This is a genomic window from Paenibacillus sp. FSL R5-0527 (assembly GCF_038008055.1).
In the GTDB taxonomy this organism is placed as follows: domain Bacteria; phylum Bacillota; class Bacilli; order Paenibacillales; family Paenibacillaceae; genus Fontibacillus; species Fontibacillus macerans.
Genome location: NZ_JBBOYI010000001.1, coordinates 5,549,596 through 5,572,120, shown reverse-complemented (window position 1 = coordinate 5,572,120; position 22,525 = coordinate 5,549,596). Strand labels below are relative to the sequence as shown.

At 53.6% G+C, this 22,525-nt stretch carries 17 protein-coding genes; 16 read left to right on the top strand and 1 reads right to left on the bottom strand.

The genetic code is table 11. The features are described 5' to 3' along the window. Nucleotides 1–152 precede the first annotated feature (152 nt). The 7 genes from NYE69_RS24765 (at nt 153) to NYE69_RS24735 (ending at nt 5,861) form a co-directional block, all read left to right on the top strand. Nucleotides 153–521, top strand: coding sequence for a hypothetical protein (locus tag NYE69_RS24765; RefSeq protein ID WP_036621267.1), 369 nt, complete (start codon nt 153–155; stop codon nt 519–521). 56 nt (nt 522–577) lie between these two features. Continuing rightward, a complete protein-coding gene (locus NYE69_RS24760; protein ID WP_328270543.1) occupies nt 578–754 on the top strand; it encodes a YfhD family protein in 177 nt (58 codons plus the stop codon). Nucleotides 755–879: 125 nt separating this feature from the next. Next, nucleotides 880–1,848, top strand: a complete 969-nt coding sequence (prmA, locus tag NYE69_RS24755) for a 50S ribosomal protein L11 methyltransferase (RefSeq protein ID WP_328270544.1) — start codon at nt 880–882, stop codon at nt 1,846–1,848. Between the two features lie 5 nt (nt 1,849–1,853). After that, nucleotides 1,854–2,537, top strand: a complete 684-nt coding sequence (locus tag NYE69_RS24750) for a site-2 protease family protein (RefSeq protein WP_328270545.1) — start codon at nt 1,854–1,856, stop codon at nt 2,535–2,537. Nucleotides 2,538–2,714: 177 nt separating this feature from the next. After that, complete coding sequence (locus NYE69_RS24745; protein ID WP_328270546.1) at nt 2,715–3,479, top strand: 16S rRNA (uracil(1498)-N(3))-methyltransferase; 765 nt, start codon at nt 2,715–2,717, stop codon at nt 3,477–3,479. Nucleotides 3,480–3,482: 3 nt separating this feature from the next. Then, a complete protein-coding gene (mtaB, locus tag NYE69_RS24740) occupies nt 3,483–4,826 on the top strand; it encodes a tRNA (N(6)-L-threonylcarbamoyladenosine(37)-C(2))-methylthiotransferase MtaB (protein WP_340928328.1) in 1,344 nt (447 codons plus the stop codon). Nucleotides 4,827–5,429: 603 nt separating this feature from the next. Then, nucleotides 5,430–5,861, top strand: coding sequence for an NUDIX hydrolase (locus NYE69_RS24735; protein WP_328270547.1), 432 nt, complete (start codon nt 5,430–5,432; stop codon nt 5,859–5,861). Between the two features lie 45 nt (nt 5,862–5,906). Here NYE69_RS24735 and NYE69_RS24730 read toward each other — a convergent pair whose 3' ends face one another. Next, nucleotides 5,907–6,920, bottom strand: coding sequence for a Na/Pi cotransporter family protein (locus tag NYE69_RS24730; RefSeq protein ID WP_340928326.1), 1,014 nt, complete (start codon nt 6,918–6,920; stop codon nt 5,907–5,909). A 151-nt stretch (nt 6,921–7,071) separates the two neighbouring features. Between NYE69_RS24730 and NYE69_RS24725 the strand changes: the two genes are divergently transcribed. From NYE69_RS24725 to NYE69_RS24685, 9 genes are all read left to right on the top strand, one after another. Further along, the gene (locus NYE69_RS24725; RefSeq protein ID WP_328273139.1) at nt 7,072–8,442 is read left to right on the top strand and encodes a class I SAM-dependent rRNA methyltransferase; all 1,371 of its coding nucleotides are present in this window, start codon (nt 7,072–7,074) and stop codon (nt 8,440–8,442) included. Between the two features lie 469 nt (nt 8,443–8,911). After that, a complete protein-coding gene (gene addB, locus NYE69_RS24720) occupies nt 8,912–12,514 on the top strand; it encodes a helicase-exonuclease AddAB subunit AddB (protein WP_340928323.1) in 3,603 nt (1,200 codons plus the stop codon). Next, nucleotides 12,511–16,506, top strand: a complete 3,996-nt coding sequence (addA, locus tag NYE69_RS24715) for a helicase-exonuclease AddAB subunit AddA (protein ID WP_340928321.1) — start codon at nt 12,511–12,513, stop codon at nt 16,504–16,506. The genes addB and addA overlap by 4 nt, the downstream gene beginning before the upstream one ends. 584 nt (nt 16,507–17,090) lie before the next feature. After that, on the top strand, nt 17,091–17,678 hold the full coding sequence (locus NYE69_RS24710) for an RNA polymerase sigma factor (RefSeq protein WP_340928319.1): 588 nt from the start codon (nt 17,091–17,093) through the stop codon (nt 17,676–17,678). Continuing rightward, nucleotides 17,653–18,714 (top strand): hypothetical protein, encoded by a 1,062-nt coding sequence (locus NYE69_RS24705; RefSeq protein WP_340928318.1) that lies wholly within the window; start codon nt 17,653–17,655, stop codon nt 18,712–18,714. The genes NYE69_RS24710 and NYE69_RS24705 overlap by 26 nt, the downstream gene beginning before the upstream one ends. A 198-nt stretch (nt 18,715–18,912) precedes the next feature. Next, nucleotides 18,913–19,986 carry a hypothetical protein gene (locus NYE69_RS24700; protein WP_340928317.1) on the top strand — a complete coding sequence of 358 codons (1,074 nt, stop codon included), beginning with the start codon at nt 18,913–18,915 and terminating at the stop codon, nt 19,984–19,986. Between the two features lie 46 nt (nt 19,987–20,032). Beyond that, entirely contained in the window at nt 20,033–21,103 is a 1,071-nt protein-coding gene (locus tag NYE69_RS24695; protein WP_340928315.1) for a hypothetical protein, read from the top strand. A 792-nt stretch (nt 21,104–21,895) separates the two neighbouring features. After that, a complete protein-coding gene (locus NYE69_RS24690) occupies nt 21,896–22,045 on the top strand; it encodes a hypothetical protein (protein WP_340928313.1) in 150 nt (49 codons plus the stop codon). Further along, entirely contained in the window at nt 22,039–22,293 is a 255-nt protein-coding gene (locus NYE69_RS24685; RefSeq protein ID WP_340928312.1) for a hypothetical protein, read from the top strand. The genes NYE69_RS24690 and NYE69_RS24685 overlap by 7 nt, the downstream gene beginning before the upstream one ends. The last annotated feature ends 232 nt before the right edge of the window (nt 22,294–22,525 follow it).

Sequence of the window (22,525 nt, the reverse complement as noted above, 5' to 3'; positions counted from 1 at the left end):
AGCCGCTAGCGTTTCAAATTTAAAATATTAATTCAGCAGCGGCCTACTCCGGGCAATCTTGCATAAAGCCATCGGCAAATTTGCATCCTACTTAGCATGAACTGCAGCGGTGCAGCTTCATTCTCAAGCTGAAACGAAAGGCAGGGATTCGTATGGGTGAAAAAAATATTTTGGCGTATTTCAAAAGTCCGGAGCAGGCGGAAGGCGCAGCGCGCAAGCTGAGCGCTTTACGGGTCGTCGACATGTCGATCGACCGCTTCAGCCGCTACCCGGGAGAGGGTTATGATCCCGGAAATCCGGTGACCGGGAGCATTTCCAGCTTGGCGGCCATCACGCAGGACGCCGCGATCACAAACCGTTCCGCAGGGATATTGTCGGCGGCGGATCCGGCCGCCAGCGGGCTTAGCCACGGCGGCCAGGGCGGGCCGACCGGGCACGATATCGTGCTGACCGCCGTGGTCGACGAGTCGGTGCATCATCAGGCGCTCCGCATCGTGGAGGAAGCGGGCGGACTGATTTAACGTATTATCGCAAACGCTAGCAGTTTGAAATATTTACGGAAGGGAGATGTGAAGGGATGAGTCAAAGCGAGCAGGATCGCCGGACGAAACGGACGACGGCCAAATCGCGGATGGCGATCGGGCATAACGAGGACGTGGAGTTTTCCGAAGAGCTGGCCGATCAGGAAGATTGGGAGGCGCTGGAGCGCAGTGAACGGGCCGATGCGCGCCAGCAAGGTCAATACCGGCTGTAGACCCGAAGCGGTATGGAACAGGGCGGAGGAACCCGTAAAACGGTTCGCTCCGCCCTCTTTTGTCTCCATCTGCATTCTATAGTACAATAAACCTTATGCATATGAGTCAAGGAGGAAAACTTGCGATGATTTGGAAAGAAATAACTATACATACAACGGAAGAAGCCGTGGAAATGATTTCGAATTTCCTGCATGAAGCCGGCGCCGGCGGCGTAACCATCGAAGAGCACGCCGACAACGATAAGCCGCGCGATACCTCGCTGGGCCAGTGGTTTGAAATTCCGCCCAACGACATTCCCGAAGGCGAAGCCAAAATCAGCGGGTATTTTCCGGAGGGATTGGATATCGAGGCGATCATCTCCGAGGTGAAGGAACGGATCGAAGAGCTAAGGGGATATGATATCGACCCGGGCTTGGCCGAAATTTCGGTCAGGGATGTGAGCGAAGACGACTGGGCCAACAACTGGAAGCAGTATTTCAAGCCGCTTAAGGTATCCGATAGACTAACGATCAAGCCGACCTGGGAGGAGTACGCGCCCCAGTCGCCGGAGGAGAAGATCATCGAGCTTGACCCCGGCATGGCTTTTGGCACGGGAACGCATCCGACGACCTCTTTATGTTTGCGCACATTGGAGGGAGTCATCCGCGAAGGGGACGAAGTGATCGATGTCGGAACCGGTTCTGGCATTTTGGCGATCGGCGCTTGCCGGCTGGGCGCTGCTAGGGTGCTGGCGCTTGATCTCGATCCGGTGGCAGTGTCCAGCGCAAGCGAAAATACGAAACTGAACGGGCTGGAGGACAAGATCCAGGTCGTGGAAAGCGATTTGCTGTCGGTGCTGAAAGACGGCGGAAGCGGCAAACTGCAAGTGTCGCTGCCGGTCCGGGTCGTCGTGGCCAATATTTTGGCGGAAATCATTTTGCTTTTTATCGACGATGTGTTCCAGGCCCTGCAGCCGGGAGGCTATTATATCGCTTCGGGAATCTATAAAAATAAAGAACAAGCCGTAGAGGAAGCGCTGCATGTCGCGGGGTTTGAGATCGAGCAAACGGCCCGGGAAGAGGATTGGGTTGCTTTCGTGGCGAGAAAGAGGTAGCTTGCATGGATTTTTTGAACCAAATATTGCGCGTCCCTTTGGACCAACTTCCTTTTTATTTGATCACGCTGGTGATTGCCTTTACGATACATGAGTTTTCGCACGCTTATTTCGCTAATAAATTCGGTGATCCGACGGCTAAGCTGCTTGGCCGAGTAACGCTGAATCCGGCGGTGCATTTCGATTTATTCGGGATCATCCTGCTGTTGATCGCCGGTTTTGGCTGGGCCAGACCGGTTCCGGTCAACCGGGACAATTTCAGTAGGCCCCGCTTGATGGGCGTGGTCGTTTCGGCGGCCGGACCGCTCAGCAATTTGCTGCTCGGCGTGGTGGGGACCGTGGTGTATGTGATGCTGGGGCATTTTGGCGTTCTGGAATCGATTACGAACGAGCGGCTTTTGCAAGCGGTTTTGATTTTTTTCTATCTGTTCAACGTTACGAACTTTTTCTTATTTTTGTTCAACCTGATTCCGCTGCCGCCGCTGGACGGGTACCGCATTCTGGAAGATATCGTGCCGCGCCGCGTGCTTGGCAAATTGCAGCAGTTTGAGCAATGGTCGATCTTTATCTTTTTGATCATTCTGTTTATTCCCGCTTTGCGGCAGCACACGATCGACCCCCTTTATCAGGCGGCTTATTCGATGTATCTTCAGTTAGCCCATTTTTTCCTGCTGTTGTTTGGGGCTTGAGGCGGGAAGAAAGACTGGAACAAATATATTAAAAGTTGTATGATGTAATTTGGTGATTTTTAGTGGTAGTTCAAAAAGTCCAGCTTTTTAAGCTATAAGGAAGAATAGACGACCAAGCAATAGCTTCCTTAACCTCCATTTTTTGAACGTGTACTTTTTGTGTGAGGATGGATGAGTATGCAGCGTTATTTTGTGGAGCCGTCGCAGTTTGGCGAACGGGAAGTGGCGATTGCCGGGGAGGATGCCCGCCATATCGGCAGGGTGATGCGTTCCAAACCGGGCGACAAGCTGATCGTAAGCGATGGCGTATCCCGTGAAGTCCTCGCGGAAATAACGACGATTGAGCCGCAGCAGGTGACTGCGGCAATTATAGAGACGCTGGCGGCATCCGGAGAGCCGTGGCTGCAAGTGACGGTGGCCCAGAGCCTGCCGAAAGGCGACAAAATGGAAACCGTGATCCAGAAGTGCACGGAGATCGGGGCTTCCGCTTTTCTTCCTTTTTTGTCCGAGCGCACGGTCGTGCAGTACGATCAGAAGAAGGAAGAGAAGCGCCTCGGCCGCTGGCGGAAAATTGCCAAGGAAGCGGCCGAGCAGGCGCACCGCAGCAAAATTCCGGCGGTGGAGATGCCGGTGAAATGGGACGGGCTGTTGTCCGTTTTGTCTGCCTACGATCTGGTGTGCTTATGTTATGAAAGGGAGCACGGCCAGCAGCTGCGCGACGTATTGAAGCCTTTTGTCCAGGGCCTGACGCCCGGACAGACTTGCAAGATCGCCGTTGTGGTTGGACCCGAAGGCGGTTTTGCCGAAGAAGAAGTGCGGGAAGCCGAAGCCATGGGTGCGGCGGCCGTTGGATTGGGCCGCCGCATTTTGCGGACCGAGACGGCCGCTATGGCCGCCCTGACCTGCATCATGTATGAATCCGGAGAAATGGGGGGAAGTTGAACGATGCCATCTGTCGCATTTTACACTTTGGGCTGTAAAGTCAACTTTTACGATACGGAGGCCATTTGGCAGCTGTTTAAAAACGAGGGCTACGAACAGGTCGATTTCGAACAACAGGCCGCCGACGTTTATTTGATTAATACGTGTACCGTGACGAACACGGGGGATAAAAAGAGCCGGCAGATCATCCGGCGCGCCGTGCGCCGCAATCCCGACGCCATCGTGGCCGTGACGGGCTGTTACGCCCAAACGTCCCCGGCGGAAATTTTGGACATTCCCGGCGTCGATCTCGTCATCGGCACGCAGGACCGGGACAAAATCATCCCTTACGTGAAGCAAATCCAGGAGCAGCGCAAGCCGATCAACGCCGTGCGTAACATTATGAAAACTCGCGAATTCGAAGAGCTGGACGTTCCGAATTTTGCCGACCATACCCGCGCTTTCCTGAAGATCCAGGAGGGCTGCAACAATTTCTGCACCTTCTGCATCATCCCTTGGTCGCGCGGTCTGTCGCGCAGCCGCGATCCGCAAAGCGTGCTTCAGCAGGCGCGCCAGTTGGTCGCCGCGGGCTACAAAGAAATCGTACTGACCGGCATCCATACGGGCGGATATGGCGACGATCTCGAAAACTACCGCCTGTCGGACCTGCTGTGGGATTTGGATAAAGTGGAAGGTCTGGGGCGGATTCGCATCAGCTCGATCGAGGCGAGCCAAATCGACGAACGCATGCTGGAAGTTTTGAGGGGTTCTTCCAAAATGTGCCGTCATTTCCATATTCCGCTGCAAGCCGGCAGCAATGAAGTGCTTAAACGCATGAGAAGAAAGTATACAATTGAGGAATACGAGCATAAAATCAGAATGATCCGTGAATTTATGCCTGAGGTTGCTATCACGACGGACGTCATCGTTGGCTTCCCAGGCGAAACCGATGAGTTGTTCCGCGAAGGTTTTGAAGCGATCAAACGGATCGGCTTTTCGGAAATCCACGTGTTCCCGTATTCCAAACGGACCGGGACGCCGGCCGCGCGGATGGAGGACCAGGTGGATGAAGAGATCAAACATGCCCGCGTGCATGAGTTGATCGATTTGTCGGAACAGATGCAGCTTGCCTATGCCGAGAAATTCGTCGGCCAGGTGCTGGACGTCATTCCGGAAAGAGACGAGAAAGGAACGGCCGGAGACGGTTTCGCGACCGGCTTCAGCGACAACTATTTGCAGATCCGTTTCCCGGGCGCCCCGGACTTGACCGGCAAAATGTGCCGCGTCAAGCTCACCAAGGCCGACGTCAATACGAACGAAGGCCAGTTGGTTCGCGTCCTGGACGAATCCGCGCAAGCCTTGGCTTAAATAGGTTCTTGCCCGCCCGGGCGTTAAGCAAGGATTTCAACCCTCCAGGGTTGAAATCCTTGTTGTCGCATTAGGGCAAAAGCAAGGTAGCGAGCATTGCTTACCTAAGGTAACCCCGGAGCGCCACAAGTAAGACGCTCCCCCCAAAGGGGGGAGCGCTTCTAACGGTTGCCACAACCGCTATTTGTCCCAAAAACGTTGATTTCAAATTCTAACGGTTGCCATGGCGCTTATTTTACTTAAACCCGGCTAATTTTGCTTAGATTAAGGCAAATAACACCGCTCACAACCATTAGAAGTTAGAAAAGGTCTTTTTTCGTAAAATAGCACCTGCTACAACCGTTAGATTTCCGGTGGGCCCAATTTCGATTCGCAAATCTGAGCATTTACGGGAAATCTGAAAAGTATCAGGGTTATAGAACACTAGTGGTTCTACGCACGAAGTAGAGCGAATCCCGCAGGGAGAGCGAGCAGGAGCGTCTCAGCCAATCGCACGTTAGTCCAATTTGCGGGTATCCAAAGGGCAGCAGGCCCTTGGGGCCCTCCCTTACGGTAAGGGAGGGTTTGGGAGGGATGAGGCCCATAAAAGGAGGTACAGCCAGAATGGCATTCAAAGAAATCTCTGCAGGAGGGGTTGTCTATCGCAAGGATGGCGGCCGGATGCAAATTCAGTTAATTACAGATCGGTACGGCAAAATATCGTTCGCCAAAGGAAAAAGAGAGCCCGGCGAGACCGTCGAGCAAACGGCGCTTCGCGAAATTTTGGAGGAGACGGGCATCGTCGGCCGGATTATAAAGCTGATTGATATCATTGCTTATACTTATATGCATCCCAAGTATGGTAATGTGGATAAGGAAGTCCACTATTATCTGGTGGAATGCGAAGGCGGCAAGCTGCGCCCGCAGTTGGAGGAAATCCGCAGCGTGGCCTGGTACGATCCGCATGAAGCGTGGAAGCTTCAGCTGAAATCGGGATACGATAATAACGATTTTATTTTGGAAAAAGCGCTGAGAATGCTTGGTTTGCAGCCTTAGCTTCAAGCCAGCCCAACAAGGAATCCAACCGGCGCAGCGCTGGTTTTAAATCGGCCTTGCGGGCGGCGTGCCCGGCGCGGAGTCCGAACCGGAATGATCCAGCCGGGACCAAACCGGCAAATAGCAAAACGGCAGCGCAAGCAAGGAGCTAACCACGTTAAAAATCGTTTGCGTATGCGCGATTTGCGCGGAAAGATCCGAGGACAGCCAGTTTACGGCAGCTTCAAGCCACGGTGTCAGCGGAAGAAACAGCGCGGCGCCCAGCACATTGAGTATAACATGCGACCAGGCGACGAATTGCCCGGGACGCGTTCCCCCGATGGCGGCGATCAGCGCGGTGACACAGGTCCCGACATTGGAGCCGATGACCATGGCGGTCCCGAGCTCAACCGGAAGAGCGCCGCTTCCGACCAGCCCCATCGTCATGGCGACGACCGCCGCGCTGCTGTGAATGATCGCCGTCAGCACCGCCCCGGCGACAGCTCCCCATAGGAGGCTGCCGGTGGCGTGCGCCAGCAGCCAGTCGATGGCGCCGCGCGCTTCCAGCGCCGGGCCGATCGACTGCATCATGCGGATCGCGATCATCACCAGGCTGAACCCGGCTGCGGCCAAGGCGCCGAACTGCAAGGGGAGAAGCAAAGGGAACTTCCGTTTTACATAGGCGGGCAGCATTTCATCCCCGAGGACGGTCCCGGCCCACACCAGCAAAGAAACGAGCAGCATCGGTACGCCAAGCCTGGCGATATTTAAAGCGATCAACTCCGTGGTGATGCAGGTCCCAATGTTGCCGCCAAGGATAATGCCGAGCGTCCGGGCATAAGAGAGCAGACCGGCATTCACGAGACCGATCGTCATGACGGTAATCGCCGTACTGCTCTGCAAAATGGCGGTGATAAATGTGCTGGACAGCATTCCTGTCCAGGGCGTACGCGTCGTCGTGTGCAGAAACCGCATTAGCTTCGGGCCGGCCCAGGCGTGCAGAGCCGCTTCCATGACTTTCATGCCGAACAGGAACAGGGCCAGTCCAAATGTGACCGGAAAAATAATCTCTTGAAACATGCTGCCAAGGCCCCCTTTTTAAGCGAGAGTTCAAAAAGTCAGGTTTTCGGCACCGAGAAGGAAGCTAACTTTTTGAACAACCTCATTAAGTGTACAAGTTACATATATGACATGGGGACAACAGAACAGAACAACTTTAGGAGTGAAACAAGTGGCCAAAGTCATTTTAGAGCGAAGCCGCAAAAAACGGCTGGAAAAAGGGCATCCGTGGATTTACCGCAATGAAATTGCATCCGTCGAGGGCGATCCGGCTCCGGGAAGCCTGGTGGACATCGTCGATCATCGGCACAGATACTTGGCGACAGGATATTACAACCCGGCTTCGCAAATTACGGTCCGGGCGGTTTCATATCAGCCGCTGGCCGAAATGGACAAGGACTTCTTCGTCAAACGGATTACGGACTGCCTGCGCCATCGCGAGCGGTTCGTGAACGAACAATCGTACCGGCTTGTCTACGGCGAAGCCGATTTTTTGCCGGGCCTGATCGTGGACAAGTTCGGCGATGTCCTTGTCGTTCAGCTGCTGACCTTGGGGATGGACCGCTGCCGGGAAAATATCGTAGCGGCGCTGGCGGAAGTGCTCCGGCCGGTCGGCATATATGAGCGGAGCGACGTGTCCGTACGCGAGATGGAGGGCCTGGAGCAGGTAAAAGGGCCGGTTTACGGCAATCCGCCGCGCCATGTGATCGTAACGGAAAACGGGCTGAAGATCGAGGTCGATATCGAGCAGGGGCAAAAGACGGGATATTTTTTCGACCAGCGCGAAAACCGGGCCTCGATCAAGCCTTTGATGACGGGCTGGGGCGCACGCAGCGGGATTGCGCTGCAGGAGCTCCCGGCGGAGGAGGGCAGCGTCCGGCTTGCTCCCGTCAACCGCAACGGCAAAGAGGTCACCTTCCCTTATTGGGATGGTGCGTCGGTGCTGGAATGCTTTTCGCATACGGGCAGCTTCACGCTCCATGCCTGCAAATACGGCGCCAAAAAAGTAACCTGCCTCGATATTTCCGAGCACGCGATCGCAAGCGCGAAGCGGAACGTGGAGCTCAACGGGTTTGCAGACCGCGTGGAATTTGTCGTCGCCGACGCGTTTGACTATCTCCGCAGCCAAGTGAAGGGAGTGGAGGAGCGCGCCCGCAGGGCTGCGCCGGGCGGCAAGGTGGATACCTCCGTGCCTCTTCCTGCCGGAGGCGGCCGGACCTGGGACGTGGTCATTCTCGATCCGCCGGCGTTCGCCAAAACGAAAAGTGCGGTCAAAGGCGCATGCCGCGGCTACAAGGACATCAATCTGCACGGGATGAAGCTGGTTAACGAAGGCGGATATTTGGTGACCGCCAGCTGCTCCTACCATATGCGCCCCGACTTGTTCCTGGAGACGATTCTGGAAGCCGCGGAGGATGCGGGAAAAGTGCTGCGGCTGATCGAATGGCGGGCGGCCGGAAAAGACCATCCGCAGATCCTCGGCGTGGATGAGGGGCACTATTTAAAATTTGCGATCTTTGAGGTGCGCAGCAAAACGTTTTGATTCAGCATCGTGAAACCGGAAGTTTACACGCCATTTCTCCAAACTTGGGGGAATGGCGTTTTGCTTAAATATTATAGAATTTATAACTCAACTTTCGCAGAACCAAAATCGGCTTAACCGTTGATGCTGTACAGATAGCTAGTCTCGCTCCAGGCCACGGTCTGTTGCCAGCTTGTCTGCCAAGCCCTAATGATTAGGTTGAACCAAAATTCGAAAGTTTTATTTAAAAACTCAGTCCTAAGATCGTTTAAATCGATTTTTCTTTGCAAAGGCGAGAGTCACCACACAAAATTTTAAATTATGGAAAAGTCTAAAGACTTTCTCAACAGTCTGACATTTTGCAACTGTTTCATTCAATCATGGAAAATTCGTACAATCATTAGTTCAACTGATCTGGTGCGAAGGTTTGATCGCATCTATGCTATACTGTTGGTTGAACGAATCGTCCGTGGTAGTAGGAGGGGATCCCATGTCTTTACAGTTCATCATCGGCCGTTCCGGAAGCGGCAAAAGCAGCCTGATTCTTGAGCGGGTCATCGCCCGGCTGCGGGAAAATCCCGCGGGTCCGCCGCTGATTATTCTCGCTCCGGAGCAGGGAACGTTCCAGATCGAGCAGAGCATCGTAACCGCGCCGGGTCTCAAGGGAACCGTACGCACCCAAGTGCTCGGTTTCCGCCGTTTGGCGCTGCGCGTTATGCAGGAGACGGGCGGGGCGGCGCTGGTGCCGATCAACGACGAGGGCAAAAAAATGCTGCTGTACAAAATCCTGCGCCGGCGCCGCGACGAGCTGAAGCTGTTCGGCCGCGGCGGAGACCAGCTTGGACTGATCGACCGGATTGCCGCGCTTTATACGGAAATGAAAAAATTCAATGTGGATTTTTCCCATTTGCCGGAACACCATCAATTTTTGCAATCCGCCGCCGGAGAATCCCGGCTGCTGGTGGATAAAATGCATGACCTCGGCTTGTTGTTCGCCGAATTCGACGCCGAGCTGGCCAAGCTCTATATCGATAACGAAGATCATGTGGTCAAGCTGGCGGAAGGGGCGGCGGAATCGGCGTATTTGCGCGGGGCGGAAATCTGGATCGACGGATTTCATACGTTTACCCCTCAGGAATACACGGCGATCGGCGCCCTGCTTAAGGCCGCGTCGAACGTCACCGTGGCGCTGACGCTTGACCGGCCTTACGACGACGGCGTGCTGCCGCATGAATTAAACCTGTTTTATGGGCCGGCGGTCGCCTACACCAAGCTGCTCCGCATAGCCGAAGAAGCCGGCGTTAAAACGGGGCGGACGGAGATTGTGGACCAGCGGCCAATCCCGCGATTCCGCGAAAGCGAAACGCTGTCTTATCTGGAATCGGCATATGAGCGCCGCAGTCCGTGGCCCGGCACGACAGCGCCACAGGATCTCGGGCGGGCGCTGGCCCTTCGCCGGGCCGGCAACCGCCGCGCCGAAGTGGAGGGAGCGGCCCGCGAGATGGTGCGGCTGGCGCGCGAGGAAGGCGTCCGGTGGCGGGATATGGCTCTTTTGGTACGGAATTTGGATGATTACGATCATCTGATCGCGCCGATTATGGAGGAGTACGGCATCCCTTATTTTATGGACCGGAAAAAGAGCATGCTTCACCATCCCTTGATCGAATTTATCCGCGCGGCGCTGGATGTCGTGATCGGTTACTGGAAATATGAAGATGTGTTCCGCTGCGTCAAAAGCGGTTTTTTGCTGCCGCCGGGCGGCAGTTTGACGCGCGCGCACATGGACATGCTGGAAAATTACGTGCTCGCCAGCGGAATCCAGGGCTACCGGTGGTATGACGGGCGGCCTTGGAAAGCCGCGCCAAGTCTGTCGCTGGAACAAGGCGAAGATAAGGGGCGGACGTCGGCCCAAGGGGAAGCGTGGCTTCAGATGCTGGAGCAATGCCGGGCGGCCGTAGCGAAGCCGCTTGCGGCGTTTGAGAAGCGGATTAAAAAAGCGAAGACGGCGGCGGAGATGTGCGCGGCCGTCTACCAGCTGCTTGAGGACACGGAAGCGGCGCGGCATTTGGATCTGCTGGCGCACATGCTGCTGCAAGAAGGCCGGCCCCAGCGGGCCATGGAGCATCGGCAGCTTTGGGGGGCGGTATTGGATTTGCTGGATCAGATCGTTGAAATGATGGGCGGCGAAGCGCTGGAGATGGAGCTGTTCGCCGGGGTTTTGGAAACCGGGCTTAAGGATCTCAAGCTGTCGCTGGTGCCTCCTTCCCTGGATCAGGTGCTGGTCGGCAGCACGGACCGGACGCGTTCGGGGGCGGTTAAGCATTTATTCCTGATCGGCGTTAATGAAGGGATTATGCCGGCGGCATTGCAGGAAGAAGGCGTGTTCAGCGACCAGGAGCGCCTCAGGCTGGCGGAAATCGGTCTTGAACTCGCGCCCGGGGTGGCCCGTAAGCTGCTTGATGAGCGTTTTTTGATCTATGGCGCTTTGACTTTGCCCAGCCGGTCGCTGTGGATCAGTTATGCGGCGGCGGACGAAGATGGAGGGGCGTTGCTGCCCTCCGAAGTAATCCGCCATGTACGGCGGATTTTCCCGGATTTGCGGGAACAGTTCATTGGCCAGGCGCCGCCAGCCGTTGCCGAACCCGGGAGCGGGGCCGGCCAGGATGAAGCACAGCTGCAGTACGTGTCGCGGCCCGGGCCGGCGTTGTCCGCGCTGATCGGGCAGCTGCGCCTGTGGAAAGCGGGGGAAGCCGTATCGCCGGTGTGGTGGAGCGTACTGGAGTGGTACAGAGGCAAGCCGGAGTGGGAAGAAAGAACCGCCCGTTTGCTCGGCTCGCTCGATTACCGCAACCGGGTGCGTGGACTGACTCCGGCGACCAGCCGCAAGTTGTACGGCAAACGGCTGCGGACAAGCGTGTCGCGGATGGAGAAATTTTCGGCCTGTCCTTTCGCGCATTTCGCTTCCCACGGGCTAAAGCTGAAGGAACGCCAGCTGTACCGCCTGAAAGCGCCGGATATCGGCCAGTTGTTCCACGCCGCACTGAGCGCGATGGCTGTCACGTTCAAGGCGCAGAACCGGAGCTGGGGCTCCCTGACGCCGGAGGAGTGCCTGCGCGAAGCGGATGCGGCCGTGGATCAGCTGGCGCCGAAGCTGCAGGGCGAGATTTTGCTCAGCTCGAAGCGTTATGGCTACATATCCCGCAAGCTGAAAACGATCGTGGGCCGGGCGTCGCTGATCCTGGGCGAGCAGGCGCGGCGGGGCAGCTTTGAGCCGGTGGGGCTGGAGCTCGATTTCGGCCCGGGCCGGCCGCTGCCTCCGCTGACGTTTGAGCTGCCGAACGGCTGCGTCATGGAAATCGTCGGCCGCATCGACCGGGTCGATATGGCCGAGGGGGATGGAGGCCTGCTGCTGCGGGTCATCGACTACAAATCGAGCCAAACCGACCTAAGGCTGCACGAGGTGTATTACGGTTTGTCGCTGCAAATGCTGACGTACCTTGACGTGCTGTTGTCGTCGGCGGAGGCGTGGCTGGGGCGTCCGGCCATCCCGGCGGGCACCTTATACTTCCATGTGCATAATCCCCTGCTGCAGAGCAGCAACGGCATGAGCCCGGAACAGGCCCATCAGGAACTGCTCAAGCGCTTCAAGATGAAGGGGCTGCTGCTGGCGGATCGCGACGTCATCGCGAAAATGGACGGACAATTGGAAAAGGGGTACTCCGATATTTTGCCGGTGGCGGTAAAGGCGGACGGCGGATTTTACAGCAGCGCCTCGGTGGCTGCGCCGGAGCAGTGGCAAACGCTGCTGCGCTCGGTGCGGCAAACGATCACCGAGATCGGCACGCGCATCACCGACGGGGACGTGCGGATCGCCCCGTACCGGATCGGGATGGAGACGGCGTGCACGCATTGCGTGTACAAGCCGGTTTGCCGGTTTGAGGAGTCGTTGGAGGGCAGCTCTTATCAAATGTTGAGCAAACCCGGGAAGCAGGAGATATGGGCGCTTCTGGAACAGGGGCGGCGGATGGAGACAGGACGCGAAGGCGGGCAAAAAAGCGCCCGCGAAAGCGGAAAGGAGGCTACGCCATCATGATGAAGGTCCCGGCAAAACCGGAAGGAAGCATCTGGAGCGACGACCAATGGCGGGCGATCACCCTGACCGGCGGCGACATGCTGGTCGCGGCGGCGGCGGGCTCGGGCAAAACGGCGGTGCTTGTGGAGCGGATTATACGCAAGCTGACGGACCCGGAGCGGCCGCTTAGCGTCGACCGGCTGCTGGTCGCAACGTTCACCAAAGCGGCCGCCGCGGAAATGCGGCAGCGGATCACGGAGGCGCTGGAAAAAGAGCTGGCCAAAGATCCGGCGAACGCCGAAATCGGCAGACAGCTGGCCATGCTGGGCCGTGCTTCGATCACGACGCTGCACTCCTTCTGCATGGAGGTAATCCAGCGCTATTATACGCTGATTCCGCTCGATCCGGGCTTTCGGATCGCGTCGGAAAGCGAAACCGCCCTGCTGCGGCAGGAGGTGCTGGAGCAGCTGTTCGAGGAAAAATACGGCTCCGCCGAACCGGGCAGCCCTTTCCTCACGCTCGTCGATCTGTTTGGCGGAGAGCGGAGCGACGACGCGGTGTTCGCCCTGGTGCTGCGGCTGTACGAATTCTCCCGCAGCCATCCTTGGCCGGAGGGCTGGCTGCGCCAGGCTTCGGCCGCATTCTCGGCCCCCGATGCTGCGGCCCTTGAAAATACCCCATGGGTCGCCAGCATCCTGGCGGATACGGCGCTTACGCTGGGAGGCGCCAAAGGGCTCCTGTCCCAGGCCAAAGCGCTGGCGCTGGCCCCCGGCGGACCCGAGCCGTACGCGGCGACGCTGGAGGAGGAGCTCTCTCTTGTGGAACGTCTGCAGGAGGCTGTGGCCGCCGGAAAATGGGCTTCGCTTTATGAGGTTTTTCAGACGGTCCAATTCGGCAAGCTGAAGCCCTGCAAAAAGGATCAAACCGATCCGGACCTGCAGGAGCGGGTCAAAGCGCTGCGCGAGGAAGCGAAAAAAACGATCGCGGATCTGCGCACCCAGCTGTACGGCCGTACGGCCGAGGAGTTCCTGCGGGAGCTGCGCGAAATGGCGCCGCTGCTGGGCGCGTTATCCGACCTGGTCGGCGAATTCGGCGAACGTTACCGGAGGGAAAAGGTGGCCAAGGGGTGGCTTGATTTTTCCGACCTTGAGCATTATTGCCTGCAAATTTTGCGCCATCCGGACTCCGCGCCGGACGAAATGCGCCCCTCCGAGGCCGCGCTCGAATACAGGCAGCAGTTCGATGAGGTGCTGCTGGACGAATACCAGGACACCAATACCGTGCAGGAAGCGATCGTCCGGCTCATTTCGCGGGAGGCCCCCGGCAACCGGTTTATGGTCGGCGACGTCAAGCAGAGCATTTACCGCTTCCGTCTGGCGGAACCGGGGTTGTTCCTGGAGAAATACCGGAGCTACGGCGACGATTTTGCCGGAGCGGGCCTGCGCATCGATTTGGCCCGCAACTTCCGCAGCCGGCGGGAAGTGGTGGACGCGGTCAACCTGCTGTTCCGGCAAATCATGAACGAAAGCGTGGCCGAGATCGCCTACGATTTGCGCGCCGAGCTGGTGTACGGGGACGGCTTCCCGGACGGCGAGGGGGACGATTACCGTCCCGAGCTGCTGCTGATCGACCGGGACAACGGGGCGCCAGGCGAGGCCGCCGATGCCGGGGAATCGGGCGGCGGCGCCGAAGCTTCGGCGGCGGACGGCGCGGTCGACGGCGCCGAGGACGAAGCCGCCGTGCAGGAAACGGTGCGCCTTGAGGCGCGCGCGATCGCGGCGCGCATCCGCGGCATGCTGGATGGCGGCGGCGCGCCGCTGCGCATTTACGATAAGCAGCTGAAGGCCATGCGGCCGGTCCGCTACGGCGATATGGCGATTTTGCTGCGTTCGACATTATCCTGGGCGCCGGCGATGATCGAAGAGCTGCGGCTGGAAGGCATCCCGGCGTACGGGGAGCTGAGCCAGGGTTATTTTCAGGCCTCGGAAGTGGAAACGATGCTTTCCTTGCTGCAGGTAGTGGACAATCCGCTGCAGGATATCCCGCTTGCGGCCGTGCTGCGTTCGCCTTTGTTCGGATTGTCGGAGGAAGAGCTGGCGGAAATCCGGCTGGCTGCTCCGGGCGGAAGGTTTTACGAAGCCGTTCTGGCCCGCGCCGGTACAGGGGAATCCGGGGAAACGGAAGCCGCGGACGGCGGGGACGGGGGCGCGTCTCCGGATCAAGCGGACAAGGAGGAATTGACGGATAAGCTGAACGGCTTCTTGCGGCGGTTAAACGACTGGCGGAACATCGCCAGGGAAGGGGATCTCAGCAGCCTTATCCGCGTGATTTACCGCGAGACCGGATACTTGGACTGGGCCTACGGGCTGCCGGGAGGAGCGCAGCGGCAAAGCAATTTGCTGGCCCTGCTGGACCGGGCCCGGCAGTACGAGACATCTGCGCAGGCTCCGGGTTTGTTCCGCTTTTTGCGTTATGTCGAAAGGCTGCGCGAAAACGGCGGCGATCTCGGCGCGGCGGCGGCCTCCGGGGAGCAGGGCGACGCGGTGCGCATCATGACGATTCACAAAAGCAAAGGGCTGGAGTTTCCGGTCGTGTTTGTGGCCGGATTGTCCAAAATGTTCAACCGCCAGGATTTGAACGCGCCGTTTCTAATGCACAAGGAGATGGGCTTCGGTCCGAAATTCGTGGACGCGGAAACCCGCGTCAGCTACCCGACTTTGCCCAATCTGGCCATCCGCCGGCGCGCGCAGATGGAGCTGCTGGCGGAGGAGATGCGCGTGCTGTACGTCGCTTTAACCCGTCCGAAGGACAAGCTGGTGCTCGTCTCCGCAGTAAAAAATTTACGCAAAGCCGTTGAAGTATGGGGGGCGGCGCTGGAAGCGGCGGACGAACAATTGCCGGACTATATGCTGGCTCGGGGCCGCTGCTATCTCGACTGGATCGGGCCGGCGATCGTCCGCCACCGGAGCGCTGCGGAGCTGCGGCGGTTTGCCGGGTTGCCCGAGCAGGCGTCCGCTGCATTGCCGGACGGCGCTTCCGATTGGCATATCGCATTCGTCTCTTCGCGGGAGGTGGCCCAAACCGGCAGCGCCGAGGCGGCGGCGGCAATGGCGGCGGGGCCGGAAGGGACTTTGCCGGATACGGCGGCGCTGAAGGCGCTGCTGTCCGGCGGACCGGCGGCGGTACAGCCCGCCTCTCCCGCCGACGCCAAGCTGCGCCGGGAAGTCGCTGCCCGGCTGGATTGGGCGTACCCTTACGCCGCGGCCAGCCGGATTTCCGCCAAAACGTCGGTGACGGAAATGAAATCCCTGTTGACGCGGCCGGAGGAAACCGCGCGCGACCTCTTCGCCGAGGCGGCGCTGCGGCAAGAGCGGGAGACGCCGGAGAACGAGGTGGAGTTCCGGCTTCATTTGCGCCGCCCGCGTTTCATGGAACAGCGCAAGGCCACGCCGGCCGAGCGGGGGACGGCCTACCACATGCTGATGCAGCATTTGCCGTTTGCGGACGGCCCCGGAGAAGCGCTCGTCCGGTCCACATTGGAACGGCTCGTGGAGCGGAAGATTATGACGGCCGAACTGGCGGCGGAAATCGATCCGGCCAAAATCGCGGGGCTGCTCCACAGCCCGCTTGGCGAGCTGCTCAAGCGGGCCGATTGGGTGAAACGCGAGATGCCCTTCAGCTATGGCTTGCCCGCTGCCCGGGCGTCTTCTAAGCTTGGAGGGCTGGAAGCCGCAGGGACGGAGGCCGATACGCCGGCGGAGCTGCAGCTGGAAGGAGAAACCGTGCTGATCCAGGGGATCGTCGATTGCCTGTTTTCGGTAGACGGCAAGGTGATTTTGCTGGATTATAAAAGCGACCGGGTCCTCGATCACCGCGGCGGCGTCGAAGCATTGGCGGCATCGTACCGCTTTCAGCTGGAGCTGTACGCTGAGGCGGTGGAAGAGATTACGGGCCGGCCAGTGGATGAGAAGTGGCTGTTTTTCTTCGACAGCGGCGATGCCGTCAAACTGTAACATAAAGCGGGCGAAAAAGGAGCAAGGGCATTGAAAATTCGCATTTTGATCGCAGACGACAACTCTTTTATTGAATTTGGAGAGGGGTTATGTTTACTCATATCTTGGAAAAACGTTTTGGGGAAAAGCACCGTTCGGGTTGCTGCAGCAGCATTATTACTTACTTACTCAGCTATTCGGTGCAGCACGCTCGGTTTCTGCCGCAGGCAAAGATGTAAAAGTACACTTGTGCAGCTAAAGCTTCATAATTTAGAACGTATTCATATCTTATCGTAAGACAGGAAAACACATCTGTATGGGGATATAAGCACCCTTCTATACTTAAACCTCTCGTTATTTGAGTTATGAAAAGGTTTATCTGGAAGAGTGCTATTTCCTTTATAGGCTGTGTTTTTCTTCTTTTATCTTTGTGATTCAATGTAGGGAATCACATCGAGAAATAATAGTGTTTTATACCCGTAAATATTCTTTTTCTTTTTCATCATTTCAAGGTCGATGATGTTACCAAGTATTATTTTTGATGTTGCTGTCACAAAATGAGCTGCTTAGGTGTATTAAGAGTGTAGGCAGGAGGGGGATGAATTTTGGATAAAGACTACAGAGAGTATGAAGCAAACTCAGGAGAAATTGAGATGCTGGTTGAAAGGACTAAACTTGGTGATAAGGAAGCCTTCGCTTCAATTATAAGAAACTATGAAAAACCGATGTATATCTATTGTTACCATATGCTCAAAAACAAGGAAGAAGCCGAGGATGCTAGGCAAGAAATCTTTATTAGAGTGTATGAACAGATACATAAGTATCGTCCAAATATGAGTTTTTCGGCATGGCTGTACAAAATTGCTTACAATTACAGTCTGAATCAAATCCGGGGCAAAAAAAGGTGGTTTCGTTTTATAGATCGTTATAAATATGATCAGCCTGAGACCTCGACTCAGCAAATAGACAGTCAAACTACACTGAAGGATTTTCTAAATTTACTGACGATCGAAGAGAGACATATATTAGTTCTCCGGGCGATTCATCAATATCACTTTGACGAGATTAGTGAAATGTTGAATATGAAACCAGCAACTGTGCGCAAAAAGTATGAACGCCTTCGCAAAAAACTACAGACGAAGGAAGTTAATGAAGGAGGAAGAGTGAATGCGTCAATCACCAAATCCATCTAAAACTCTAAGTATTCAACAGGTGGAGCAAATGATTCGGGATACGGAGACGCCAGAGCACAGCGTGAGTCAAAAGATTGTAGAAAAACTTGAATCAAAAAGCGTGCCACCACAAAAGCCAGTCTTCACAAGAAGAGTGGGAGTCATCGCAGCGGCATTGGTTGTTTTTTGTGTGTTTCTAACTCCTGTCATGGCTCAAACTATAGAGCGGCTATCATTGCTTGAATATATCAATCCTTTTGTCAAAGAAATGAAAATAAATCCAAATGAGAAGGTAGGTACACTTTATGCGCGAGATTTGGATGGGAATAAGTATTTTCATACGGGGAGGATTCGCTTTGATGACATTGAGGACCAAGAGTTTAAAAGCCAGTTGCAAAGGGTTTGGAATGAGATTTTTCCCCAGGGAGAAGGAATTAATGATGTGATTATGTACGAATATAAGAAGGACACATTTCACATAGAGGCGCGAAATGAAAACAGATCCATCGAATTTGACCAAGGTCACTGGTATTATGCGCAACAAACGATTGAAGAGAAGCAGGTTCCAGATGCTGCAAAAGATGCAGCGGACCAAGCTTTTAATAAAGTTGGGGATTTTAAACAAAGTAAACGGTCAGTAAGTCAAATGATTTTAAGGCCCAATCAAAACCCGGTGTATAAGTTCGTGTACAACACAAACAAGGGTTCTGTCCTCATTGATGTACAAAAAAATACGAATCAGATCGCAAGGATTGTAGCTTTTCCGTTGTCGGATCAACTTAATAAATTGAATGATAAAAATAAATATCATGATTTAGTCGAGAAAACAAAAGCAATTGAGCTGGACAAGATCCGTGAGGAAACAGTGAAACAAGCTAAAGCATGGATGAATTTGGACTTGGCTGATTATAACGTATCCAAACTTGAATCACGGTTTGATACATTAACTTTCACAAAAGCGGGTTCTCCAGACGTGACTGCGCTATTCACCTCTAAAGGAACGATCTATTCAATTAAAATTGAGCTGAAGCAGCTATCTGAAAAAGGAACGGACTAACCAAGGAATGCAGAGATCAGGCTGAATTAAAATGGCTTAAGCTGTATTGCCTAGCAAGTTGAACGTGCTGCTGCTCGGTCTAAGGCAGAGAGAGGGGGTGATGACTACTGTTTTTCTATAGATTCATTTCAACGTGACTGAAGCATTCCATTAAAAAGCTGTGGGTAAGCAAAATAAAAAATAAAGGAGTTTATTAATATGAACAAAAAAATAATTTTTCCTATCGTCGGAGTAGCCTTATTATCAGGAAGTCTGCTTGGATATGATACACCGATTCAAGCTAATACGTATAACAACGTGGATGTGAACATTGAGCAAGATGCTAAATCTGAGCAAACGCTTATGCAAAAGGCTCAGGCTAAACTTAAAGAATTGACAGGAAATACGTATACGTTAATTCAAGGAACGGCTACGAAAGATTCTATCCATTTTAAAAGAGAGAACTTCAAGGACGATATTATTGCTTATAAAGCTGATGGAAAGCTCGAAACAATCAGTATTAAAATCAATTATGAAGATTTAAACGGTGGGAAATATCAAACCAAACTGAAGGAAACGTGGGCAGCTTTGTTCCCAGGGGAAGAACCGAAATATGTGAATATCTCAGAGTCAATCTATTATGAGGGTACAATCTCATCGAATGCTATGCAAAATAAGCAAATTTATATGCAAGAGAATGGCGAGGTTTATGGCGTAAATTATGCTACTGACAATGCCTCAGCAAGCGTGCAGAAGAAGGCTGCTCAGGTATTATCCAAGCTTACCGATGGAAAGGTCAAGCAGGGTGCCAAGTTGGATCGTATGTTTGTCCGTGATGGCAAACCAAATGTGTATCAATATAAGTATAAATCAGAAGCTATGGAAGTCAGCTTTGCAATTGAAGAACAAACGCTGGAACTGCTCCAAGCAGATGTATATCATACCGATGGTAAAGGTGTAGACAATTATGAAGCATTTCAGGAACGAGAAAAAGAAAAGAGTGCAAAGATTAAGAATTTGACATTGGACACTTTAATGAAGAACGCAATGAAAGACGCAAAAATGATGTTGAATCTGGATTTGAAAGGATATAAGGGAGCAAGAGGTACAAATGCATGGGACGAGAATCATATGACGTTCACCAAAGAAGGGGCTCCTTCAGTTACTGCTAGATTTGACAAAGACGGATCGTTTAACAGCTTTATTATTGATAAGTATAATCAGGAAATCGATTTTTACGGAATGACCATCGTAGGTCCCCCAAATGAAGAACTCAAATTGTTAATTGACTGATATTTCATTATAACCATGAGGTAGCAAAAGAAAGGAGTTCATTGATATGAACAAAAAGAAAATTTTCCCTATGGTCGGGGTAGCCTTATTATCAGGAAGTTTGCTGGGATGCCAAACACCTGTTCAGGCCGCACCTAACACGGCAAATATCAATGCTTCACAGGATGTTAAGCTTGATCAGAAGCTTATGCAGCAGGCTCAGGATAAACTTAAAGAGCTAACAGGGAATACGTATACGTTAATTCAGGGAACGGCCATGAAAGATATTGTGAGTTTTAAAAGAGAGAACTTCAAGGACGATATTATTACTTATAAAAAGAATGGAAAGCTCGAAAATATCGGTATTAACATCAATTATGAAGATCTAAACGGTGGGAAATATCAAACCAAACTGAAGGAAACGTGGGAAGCTTTGTTCCCGGGGGAAGAACCGAAATATGTGAGTATCTCAGAGTCAATCTACAGTGTGGGTACAATCTCATCGAATGCCAAGCAAAATAAACAAGTTTATGTGGAAGAGAATGGCGAGGTACATGGCGTAAATTATGCACCTGACGCTGCCCCGGCAAGCGTGCAGAAAAAGGCTGCTCAGGTATTATCCAAGCTTACCAATGGAAAGGTCAAGCAGGGGGCTAAGTTGGATCGTGTGTTTGTCCTTGATGGCAAACCAAATGTGTATCACTATAAGTATAAATCAAAAACAATGGATGTGAGCTTTGCAATTGAGGATCAAACGCTGGAACTGCTCCAAGCAGGCGTACATCAAAGTAATGGTAAAAGCATAGATAACTACGAAGACTTCCAGAAGAAAGAAAAAGCGAAAGATGCAAAGATCAAGAAGCTGACGTTGGATACATTAATGAAAAATGCAATGAGAGATGCAAAAACGATGCTAAATCTGGATTTGAAAGGATATAAGGGAGCAAGAGGGACAAATGCATGGGACAAGGACCAAATGACGTTCACCAAAAAAGGGGCTCCCACAGTCATTGCCACAGTGGATGCAGACGGATCGTTTAACGACTTTATAGTAGAGAAGTATGGTCAGCATCTCAGTTTCGGCGGAAACACGATCGTAGGGCCTGCAAATGAGGAACCCAAATTATTAATCAACTAATTCTAAAAATTTAGTTCAGACTGAAGCTAGTAGGGGCTCAAGATAGAGCCCGAGTAAAATAGTAATAAATAGAGATGATTAAGACACATCCACAGGAAGCCTCTCCGTAATCCGGAGGGGCTTTGGTTACTCATCAGCATACCACCAATCGACTCCATTTATGGTAGAAATGAAGAGTAGTTTACACTCTTCAAACAGAGGCGAAAACGAGCTGTTTTTATGTAAAATTTCAGCCGAAATTTTTACCAAAAAGGTTACGGTTTATTCGTTTACTGCCAACCCTTTCGATGGTATACCCTCAATAATCGTTATTGTGGACGATGGATCTGATGAAGCATACCAGTCGATTTTCGAGGAACTCCATGAGAACGGTTGTGTCCTACTACGCCATGCTGCAGAGGATGTATACCGTCTTGCTGTGGAGGCTAGACGCCATCCTGATGCACTGGTTCTTGGCGTAAGGAACTCCAGCGAGGGAGGAATCCCACCGAAGTCCTTGCTGGGCAACCGGATGACCTCCTTCATTTTTGCAATGTTATATCGAAGAAAATGGAGAATGGCGGCTCCGCCGCGAGGATGAGATGATCCAACCTTTAAACTGGGACTGGTTCAGACACCGCAAAGTTTCTATAACCCGGATCTGTTCCAGTTCAATCTGTATGCAGAGCAAGAAATCCCGAATGAACAGGACTTCTTCTCCCGCGAGGTGAATATTCTGCGCAATGCGTCCAATGCGATTGCGTATACGGGCAGTAACACCGTGATCTCCCGGCAAGGGATGGTGGATATGGAGTGGGAGATCCTGGTGCTCTTCTTGAAATCCAGCGTGGATATCGACCAGACCTGTTCTGGGCCTTGATTTTTCAAATTGCGGCGATTGCAGCCTCGATTGTGGCCTATGTGGTGCTTCAAGAAAAAGTGGAATCTTTGGAAAAGTGCTGATTGCACTGAATGTGGTGGTTGTACTGTGCTATGCCGGCATCCTGGCCCTGTATCTGTTCTCCATGCCGCTGGATGAAGCGATCCGACTGGCCGGTTTTAAGCGTTATGCCTCAAGTATCGTTGTGTTATTTGCTGGTGGATTGGTGCTTTGCGCCGCTGTTGACATGGAGCGCACGTTTCATTACCGGATTGGTGAGGTTCCTGACTATCAGGCTTTCAAGACGGTGCAGACGAATAGGAAGAAATAATGATACAAGACAGTTTGTGTAAGTAAAGGGAAATTCATTTTTTAGGTGATAAAGATCACAGATACAGTAACACCCCGCTGTTATACTACAGTTAAGCCGACATCACTTTGCAAGCACCCCGCCGGACGTATTGGTGAGGAGAGATTCCTGTTTTTCCGTCCAATACGTCCGTGCGACCAGCGACTCTTATAGGAGTAGCAGGGTGCTTCTTTTTTTTGCCTTTTTTCGGTAT

Excerpts from the sequence above, each read along its gene's own strand:
- prmA (WP_328270544.1), top strand. The coding sequence starts at position 880 with ATGATTTGGAAAGAAATAACTATACATACAACGGAAGAAGCCGTGGAA.
- NYE69_RS24730 (WP_340928326.1), bottom strand. The coding sequence starts at position 6,920 with ATGTTTCAAGAGATTATTTTTCCGGTCACATTTGGACTGGCCCTGTTC.
- NYE69_RS24760 (WP_328270543.1), top strand. The coding sequence starts at position 578 with ATGAGTCAAAGCGAGCAGGATCGCCGGACGAAACGGACGACGGCCAAA.
- NYE69_RS24765 (WP_036621267.1), top strand. The coding sequence starts at position 153 with ATGGGTGAAAAAAATATTTTGGCGTATTTCAAAAGTCCGGAGCAGGCG.
- NYE69_RS24735 (WP_328270547.1), top strand. The coding sequence starts at position 5,430 with ATGGCATTCAAAGAAATCTCTGCAGGAGGGGTTGTCTATCGCAAGGAT.
- NYE69_RS24750 (WP_328270545.1), top strand. The coding sequence starts at position 1,854 with ATGGATTTTTTGAACCAAATATTGCGCGTCCCTTTGGACCAACTTCCT.
- addA (WP_340928321.1), top strand. The coding sequence starts at position 12,511 with ATGATGAAGGTCCCGGCAAAACCGGAAGGAAGCATCTGGAGCGACGAC.
- NYE69_RS24745 (WP_328270546.1), top strand. The coding sequence starts at position 2,715 with ATGCAGCGTTATTTTGTGGAGCCGTCGCAGTTTGGCGAACGGGAAGTG.
- mtaB (WP_340928328.1), top strand. The coding sequence starts at position 3,483 with ATGCCATCTGTCGCATTTTACACTTTGGGCTGTAAAGTCAACTTTTAC.
- NYE69_RS24700 (WP_340928317.1), top strand. The coding sequence starts at position 18,913 with ATGAACAAAAAAATAATTTTTCCTATCGTCGGAGTAGCCTTATTATCA.
- addB (WP_340928323.1), top strand. The coding sequence starts at position 8,912 with ATGTCTTTACAGTTCATCATCGGCCGTTCCGGAAGCGGCAAAAGCAGC.
- NYE69_RS24695 (WP_340928315.1), top strand. The coding sequence starts at position 20,033 with ATGAACAAAAAGAAAATTTTCCCTATGGTCGGGGTAGCCTTATTATCA.
- NYE69_RS24705 (WP_340928318.1), top strand. The coding sequence starts at position 17,653 with ATGCGTCAATCACCAAATCCATCTAAAACTCTAAGTATTCAACAGGTG.